Origin of the sequence: Arthrobacter sp. (genome assembly GCF_030540645.1) — a bacterium.
GTDB lineage: Bacteria > Actinomycetota > Actinomycetes > Actinomycetales > Micrococcaceae > Specibacter.
The window spans coordinates 1-7,490 of sequence record NZ_JAUNVV010000065.1; the positions used below are offsets into that span (position 1 = coordinate 1).

Annotated in this window: 7 protein-coding genes; 1 reads left to right on the plus strand and 6 read right to left on the minus strand. The window is 60.8% G+C overall.

The window, feature by feature from the left end; all coding sequences use genetic code 11:
* Positions 1 to 203 precede the first annotated feature (203 nt).
* The 6 genes from Q4P21_RS11920 to Q4P21_RS11945 form a co-directional block, all read right to left on the minus strand.
* On the minus strand, positions 204 to 1,562 hold the full coding sequence (locus tag Q4P21_RS11920; RefSeq protein ID WP_303388986.1) for a hypothetical protein: 1,359 nt from the start codon (positions 1,560 to 1,562) through the stop codon (positions 204 to 206).
* 234 nt (positions 1,563 to 1,796) lie between these two features.
* On the minus strand, positions 1,797 to 2,174 hold the full coding sequence (locus Q4P21_RS11925; protein ID WP_303388987.1) for a RidA family protein: 378 nt from the start codon (positions 2,172 to 2,174) through the stop codon (positions 1,797 to 1,799).
* A complete protein-coding gene (locus Q4P21_RS11930) occupies positions 2,171 to 2,911 on the minus strand; it encodes a hypothetical protein (RefSeq protein ID WP_303388988.1) in 741 nt (246 codons plus the stop codon). The genes Q4P21_RS11925 and Q4P21_RS11930 overlap by 4 nt, the downstream gene beginning before the upstream one ends.
* Entirely contained in the window at positions 2,911 to 3,942 is a 1,032-nt protein-coding gene (locus Q4P21_RS11935; protein ID WP_303388989.1) for a membrane dipeptidase, read from the minus strand. Before Q4P21_RS11935 ends, Q4P21_RS11930 begins: the two co-directional genes overlap by 1 nt.
* Positions 3,935 to 5,677 carry a hypothetical protein gene (locus Q4P21_RS11940; RefSeq protein WP_303388990.1) on the minus strand — a complete coding sequence of 581 codons (1,743 nt, stop codon included), beginning with the start codon at positions 5,675 to 5,677 and terminating at the stop codon, positions 3,935 to 3,937. Before Q4P21_RS11940 ends, Q4P21_RS11935 begins: the two co-directional genes overlap by 8 nt.
* Complete coding sequence (locus Q4P21_RS11945; protein WP_303388991.1) at positions 5,674 to 7,155, minus strand: aldehyde dehydrogenase; 1,482 nt, start codon at positions 7,153 to 7,155, stop codon at positions 5,674 to 5,676. Before Q4P21_RS11945 ends, Q4P21_RS11940 begins: the two co-directional genes overlap by 4 nt.
* Before the next feature lie 117 nt (positions 7,156 to 7,272).
* Here Q4P21_RS11945 and Q4P21_RS11950 point away from each other — a divergent pair.
* The coding region (locus Q4P21_RS11950) for a LysR family transcriptional regulator (protein ID WP_303388992.1) at positions 7,273 to 7,490 on the plus strand (218 nt) is incomplete at its 3' end.

Consider the following 7,490-nt stretch of genomic DNA (forward strand, 5'->3'; position numbering starts at 1 on the left):
CGGTCAGCGGGACTGCACAACTTGTTGAAAACACCAGCGTCGTAGCCGGGCCGACTTTCGTTGTGACGAAGGGGCAAAAGGGGTAGCCACCGCGGTCGGCGTTGGCGAACCCAAATGCTGGTCAAAAAATCTCGGCCGGTCTGGTGCATTTACCAGGCCGGTCGAGATTTCAGGGTTTTCCATCCTCGGGCAGGGACCCCCTTTTATGGGCGCGCGATGGTGATGGTCGTTCCGTTGCTGTCACCATCAGGGTCGCTGTTGGCCTTCGGCGCGTACGTTGACGAAGCCTTGACAACGTTGGTTACCGTGAACACCGTTTTGGTAGTGGAACGAGTGAGGGAGAAGTTTCCCAGTGTGCACGTGCCGTTGGCTGCGGTGGTGCAGATCAGCGTTCCCTTGTGGTTGGTGAATGTTCCGCTGACGGCTGCACCAGCCACTGCGGCCCCAGCCGAGTTCACAACGGTGGCGGTCACCTTAGGTTGCCACTTTCTGATAGATGAAGCGGCCGTGGTGGAATTATCCAGATCCCCGACATGAATCACCACTGGAGTTGGAGAGGGTGTCGGCGTGGGGGTCGGCGTGGTTATGGTCGGGTAGTTGAGCGTGAGAGTCGCTTGGCTTTGATCCCAGACTGACCCGGTTTTCTCGACTAGATAGGCCGTGAATGAGGTGCTCGTCATGGAATTGGCGAGCTCGAAGTTCCCAAGCGTGCATGTGCCATCTGCTGCGGTAACACAACTGGTCAGTCGGTTCACGATGTCCGCATCGGGGAACTGACCGGTTACCTTTGCGCCGGAGACGAACGCTCCCGTCGCATCCTTCAGCACGACGGTTACTTTCGGGGCCCACATTCCCGGGGAGGAAGTGACGCTGGTGTCACGCAAGCTGTCGATGTGGATGACCGGCGCAAAATTGGCGCAAGAGCCGACTTGGAAGTAGTTTGGCGCGGTCTCGGCCAGTGAGACCTGGGTGTCGGCGGTTGCAGGACCTATGAGTTGATGTGAGCCGGTGGCATAAAGGGTAGTACCGGTGGAATCCAGGTAAACCAGCGGGCTACCCTTCATCATGTAGCCATTGGTCCCCCAGTCCGTACAGACAAAATTGGGGCCCTTCGTCATCACCAATGCGGAGGAGGTTGTGCTGCCGAAGACGGACGTGATGGTGTCCGGGCTGGAGACGAGACCGCTGACCCGGTACGAGGTGGTGGTGCCGTCGGCGCCATTGAAAGTCACGCCGGCAGTTCCCGCTGTGCTGTACTGGAAGGTACCCGAGGCGGCCGGACACCAAGCGTCGGCGTAGTTGGGATACACCTGACAGCTTGAAGTATAGGTGCCGTTGCTGTTGAGCGTCAGCTGACCGGTCCCACCATGCGAGACGGTCCATTGCCCATCGATGGATGTCACTGCCTGGGCCGGTTGCGGTGCAGCCATCACGGCAATGGCGAGGGCCAGCGCGGAGGCCAGTGCAAGCAGAAGGCCCAAGCGCCTCCACTGGGGGCGGTGCCGCGACGCATCCGGCGGTTCACCACGTGTGGGTGTGCTTGCAAACAAAGAATTGATCATGATGCTTCCTCAATAGGGTCAGCAACGGAGGCGGGCCATGGTGGCGGGTCGTGACTAACGTAAAGAATCTTTAGTTTTAGAATGATCCCCTCAAGGCATTAAGTCAATCAATATTATTTATAGATTTTCTACTGTCTGCGCAGCTCCAGTCACGCCAAAAAGGAAACGCACCCGGGGTGTTTGCACCGGGTGCGCTTCTTGATCGAGTTACTTCAATATTTGCAACAGTTACCGCTACTTTGCAGCTGCAACCACATCCATTTCGATACGTTTGGCCCCACGGAACCGAGCTACCTGGACCGTAGCGCGCGGAGGGAGTGTCAGCCCAACGAAACGATTCAGGTAGGCCGCGTTGAATTCATCGAATTCATCGAAGTCGGCGAGGAACACTGTGACTTTCAAAACCCTGGAGAGGTCGGCACCGGCATCGGCAAGGACCTTCTCCAAGTTGTCAAAAACCGTATCCACCTGGTCCCCCAGGGTTTCAGGGGTGGAGCCATCGGCCTTGGTGGGCACTTGGCCGCACGCCCAGACAACACCCCCGAACGTGGCAGTGGCCGTGTAGGGGCGAGGTTTTCCGTCTTCATGCCAGCGACGCTGAATCTCGCTCATGCGTCCGCCACCAAGTAGCCAGCAGCCACTTCGCGAACTTCGGCCCACGTCGCGGCGTTGACCGGAATACCACTGTGGGCCAGCTCCACCCGCTGAGCCGTTCGTTCCTCGGCATTTGAGAAGGAGAAGTCTCCCTGGGGAGCTGTCTGCGCTGTGTAAATCCGAGAACCGTAAGGAGCAGAGGGCCCACCATGTGGCCCAGTTTGGTTCTCCGCACTGAAACCGTTGCCCAGCTCACCGGCCGGGGTAGCGAACGTGGTCCGGTTCGAGTTGGCTGCGCTGCGGTGCACAACTGTGTAGCCGGAGCTCTGCGCGGCATTGAGCAGTGCCTCGTCAAGGAGGTGGCAATTATGGTCGACCGCATTGCACAGCACTTCACTGCCAACTCCCGTACTGGCCACATCCACCAGCAGGACACCGTGGACTAATGCGTGGCACCGGGATTCAGGAGCCACCGCGTAGCTCTTTCCTTCGGGTGTCTCGGTCCGGACGTAGGAAAGGGCACCCAACGTCCACGAGCCGTCGCGCAGCCAGGTGGCGAGAGCCTGCAGTCCAGTGCTGTGGTGAACTTCGGCGAACAGCACTTGCCGTGCCGCGGCTTGGGCCTCAGCATTGCTTGCCCCTTTGGTCATCAGTGCACGGTAGGCGAACTCGCGAACTTCGCGCATGGCCAACCGCATCATGGGTACTGTTTGCGCTGTTTGCATGGTTCCTGCTTTCTGGGTGATGACGGACATTAGACTTCCCTTCCTGTGAAAACATCGTCAAAGAGGTTGAGCCAGTTCTCCCCCAGCACGCCGCGGACGGTTGTTTCATCGAGGCCAACCTTGAGGAGTCCGTCGGTCAACCGTGGGAAGTCCTCGGGGCCGACAAACCACTCGGGCCATTCAGGCCACGTTGCCTTGGTTTCCCCTTCTGCTTGCCAGCGGCCATTGCGCAAATAGCCAACGTACTCGGTGTCCCAGTTTCGTGTGCAGTCGCTTCCCAGCCCAACACGCTCGGGACCCAGCTCATCGACGAGGCGCGCAATCATTTGGCAGAACTGATCAAGGGTTGTCTTCTTGCCCCCAATGACCAGCGGGTAGAGGCAGCAACCGAGCATCCCGCCTGCGTCGGTGACTGCACGGATGACTTCGTCGGGCTTGTTGCGAGGGTTTTCCACGAACCAGGTCGGGTTCGAGTGGGTGATGGCGATCGGGGCCACCGAAGCCTCAACCGCATCCAAGGAAGTTCTATTGCCGACGTGGGACAGATCGATGAGCATGCCCACGCGGTTCATTTCCGAGACGATGGTGCGCCCGAACCGGGTCAACCCGGAATCCTCAGGCTCGTAGCAGGCGCCGCCGACCAAGTTCTGGATATTGTAGGTCAACTGGGCGACCTTCACGCCGAGTCGGTGGAATACTTCAACCATCCGGAAATCGTCTCCGAAGGAGCTGGTGTTCTGGAAGCCCAGCAACACCGCGATCCGCTGGTCGATCTTTGCCTGGCGGATTTCTTCGCTGGTTTGCGCCAGCACCATCAAGTCCGGGTTCTTTGCTGCCAGCTGGTACCAGTCGCCGATGGCCTTGAGAGTATCGGCAGGCCCTTCCCAGACGGCGCAGGTGGCGTTGACGCCGCTGATACCGCCGGCACGCAGTTCCTCAAGGACATTGCGGTCCCAGTTGTTGATCTGCAGGCCGTCGACGATCGTGGCAGCAGCGTGGACCTGTGAGCCAAGCTTCGCATCCGGCTTGTCAAAGAGAGTGGTTGTGCTCAGTTCAGACATGGCTATCGGCTCCTTGGGGGCGGGGGGTGAATATCCAGGCATCATCCATGGTGCCGTTGGCGAGGTCGGCGATGCGAGGTGCTCCCGCCATCAACGTCACTCGCAACCAGTCGGTGGATTGCGGGGTGTAGTTCTCCATGCCGTAAACGGCCAACAGGAAGCGCTGGACATTCAAAGGCAGGAACTGCGCCGCCAGCAGGTTGTCCCGCACCTCGCCATAGGGAAGCTTGCCCACGTTCTGCACCCGGCCCACCGTGGAGCGGTGCATCGGGTGGGTCAACATGAATTCCCCCACGCTCGTCAGATCTTCGGCCGCAGTGAGATCTGCGCGCAGTGCTGCGACGGCGCGGGCTATGTCCATGGGATGTTGGACGTTGGCGCCTGGATCGGTACCCAACCGGGCACGTCGTGGCTCTTCATTGTTGACCGAGGAGAACCAGAAGTGTTGCTGCGAATCCGGCCGGGAGAAGTCGAAGGCCGCCGTCCAGGGATACTTCTCATCGATCCAGCTGACCAGTTCGGCACAGCTTTGGCTGGCAGTGACCCGACGGGATTCGTCGCATCGCAGGATGGACTCGACCGTTTCATCAAGGTCTTCCGTCAGTTCGGTCAAGACCGTGGCAACCATGCCGCGGCAGCCCGGACCGTAAGCCGCAGCCGCATCGTGCAACTGGCGCCAGATGAACGGGGTTTCACTTCCGGCAAAACTTCCGCGCTCCACCCACTCGCGCAACTGGCCAAGGAGATCACATAGTTGATCGGCCAACTCGGGACCGGAGGGGAAGGGTGCGGTGTTGATGTCCTCCTGCTCTTCGAGGTAGTCGATTGCTTGTTCCATCAACTCGATGACCTGAGTCACCGAGGCGTCGCTCCGCTCGACGCTGCGGGAGGCTACTGCGGTCAGCGGAACTTCGCGCAGCAGCGCCCAGGAGTTGACCACCTCAGGGTGGTTGATGGCGTAGGGCACCATGCCCAGACCGGTGGCGTTGCCCATGCCCAGGTAGCGGCGCCATGGGCCCTCGAGTCGTGCCGCCGCAGGGTTGCGGGCAGTGGCACAGGCCTCGACCATCTCGTAGCTGAGCTCGCGCAGCAACCATGCGGTGAGCATGTGTGCGCGGAATGGAACAGCGAGGGGGTGGCCATCTTCCAGTCCTTCGTAGTCGGCCAGCCCACACTTTCCATTGCTGTAGAACGCCGTGCTGCGGATCAGATACGGTGAGCCGCCGAACTTTTCACTCTCCGGGGCCAGCCCTTGCGCCAGACGGTCAGTGACGTATTCAAAGAAGCGCTCACTGCGGTTGGCACGGGTCCAAATGATGGACCCGGTCTCTGCCCGTCCACCTTCCTGAAGCGGCACTTGAGTGCGCATACGCTCGAGCCGCTCGTCGTCCACGGACCCTTCAACGAGTGCCGCCGTGAGGTCCCAGGACTTGGCGATGACCCGGTCAGTGCGCTCCTCCTCGCTCAGGCGCTGCGAGAACGCCACGAAGCTGAAGAGGTGGGACTCTGCGCGAACTTCGTAGATCGCAGCCCCACACCCTACGGCGTCAATGTCGAAACGAGTCCGCTGGATCTGCCATCCGGCACTGACGGCACGGCGCATCATGGTGCGAATGAAACTGTGCCGGGTGGCCCGGGCACCGCCCATGTCCAGTGGATCCATCACGGTGTCAGCCGGACGCATGAGCTCTTCCATGGTGATCTGTGTCCCTTCGAATTGTGTCTGAGTGCTCACAGTGCACGCCCTTGGGGTGCAACGCGGATGTACGCGGTCTTGGTCTCGGTGAAGAAGTCCGCTGCAACGTCACTGTTCTGCTCGCGCGGGGCCGGGAAGGAGGAATCGCGCAGACCACCGAAAGGTGCGTGAACCTCGGAGCCGGTGGAGGGGGCATTGACCTTGATCAAGCCGGCCACTACTTCATTGAGGCAGCGGCGGATCGCCGATTCATCGCTGGTGAACACTGAGGCCGTCAATCCGAAGTCCGTGGCGTTGGCCAGCGCGATCGCCTCGTCCAGGCTTTCAACGCGCATCATGGTCACGATGGGGCCGAAAACCTCCTCACGGGTGATGCTTAGCACCTCGGTACCACCCAGCAAGGTGGGTACAACGTAGTGTCCAGGGGCGTCTGCGGGCATCGATCCCTGGGCCAGCACCGTGGCACCTTCTGAGCGTGCGGTGTCCAGCGCTTCTTCAATGTCGCGGCGGGCGCGGGCTGAGATGACCGGCCCCATGTAGGACTCCGATTCGGTGCCCGGTCCGGAAACCAGCGCCTTGACCATCGGCACCAGCGCTTCAAGCAGTCTGTCGTGGACGTCGCCCACGGCAATGATGCGGCGTGTGGCCGTACATTTCTGTCCCGTGCTGCTCATCGCTGCTGCGATGATGGCCGCTGCGGCACTTGCTACGTCTGCATCCGGCATGACGATGGCGGCATTGTGCCCACCCAGCTCCATCTGCAGCTTTGCCCCGCGCAACACCACGCGTTCGCGAATTTGGTGGCCAACGGGAACGGAACCGGTGAAGGTCACCGCTGCGATGCCCGGGTGTTCAACAAGGCGTGAGCCGAGGGAGCCCGGGCCCAGGACCAGGTTCAAAACCCCTGCGGGAACGCCGGCGTCCAGCATGAGTTGGGCGAAGGCGACGGCGACGGCGGGGGTGTCGCTGGCTGACTTCCACACCACCGTGTTGCCCCATAGAAGAGCCGGCGCGATCTTCCATGCAGGGATCTGCAAGGGGAAGTTCCACGGTGTGATGACGCCGACGACGCCGACCGGGCGGCGGATAGTGCGGACCAACTCGTCTGCATTACCGGAGGGGTACGTGACGCCGTCGGCGCGTCGGGCGGAGCCTGCCTGGTAGTAGAGGGTCTCCACCGTCGCCCCGACTTCTCCGCGGGAGTCCGCCAAGGTCTTGCCCTGTTCGCGGGTCATCAGCACGGCGATGTCCTCGGCGCGTTCTTCGAGCAGTTGTGCCGCGCGTCGCAGCACACGTCCACGGCCCAGGATGCCAGTCTTGTCCCAGTCGGCCAAAGCGGCGCGGCCTGCGGCGATGGCCGCTTCAAGGGTTTCCGGGGTGGCCGTCGCGTAACGGGCCACCACCTCCTGGGGATCGGCCGGGTTGAAGCTCAGTGCCTCTTCTCCTGTGGCACTGTTCCACTGCCCGTTGATGAGCTGCTGGAGTTCCAGGGTTTGGGTGGTCGTGGTGTTTGTCATGAGAGTTCCTGCCTTCTTGCCGCGGTGGACTGAATATGTGATCTACATTACTTCGATCAGTGATAACAGAGAAGTATCTATTGCCTATCAACTCATAAGCAGACAGACTTAGTCTTTATGGAACTCAGACAACTTCGATACTTCATTGCGGTGGCCGAGGAGATGCATTTCAACAGGGCGGCCGAGCGCCTGCACATCGCCCAACCTGCGTTGAGCCAGCAAATCCAACGCTTGGAACGCAACTTGAAAACCCAGCTCTTCATCCGCACCACCAGGTCGGTGGAGATCACTGACACTGGGCGGGTTCTACTCGAGGCGGCCCGGCGGGTGGTCTC

Excerpts from the sequence above, each read along its gene's own strand:
- Q4P21_RS11920 (WP_303388986.1), bottom strand. The coding sequence starts at position 1,562 with ATGATCAATTCTTTGTTTGCAAGCACACCCACACGTGGTGAACCGCCG.
- Q4P21_RS11935 (WP_303388989.1), bottom strand. The coding sequence starts at position 3,942 with ATGTCTGAACTGAGCACAACCACTCTCTTTGACAAGCCGGATGCGAAG.
- Q4P21_RS11925 (WP_303388987.1), bottom strand. The coding sequence starts at position 2,174 with ATGAGCGAGATTCAGCGTCGCTGGCATGAAGACGGAAAACCTCGCCCC.
- Q4P21_RS11945 (WP_303388991.1), bottom strand. The coding sequence starts at position 7,155 with ATGACAAACACCACGACCACCCAAACCCTGGAACTCCAGCAGCTCATC.
- Q4P21_RS11930 (WP_303388988.1), bottom strand. The coding sequence starts at position 2,911 with ATGTCCGTCATCACCCAGAAAGCAGGAACCATGCAAACAGCGCAAACA.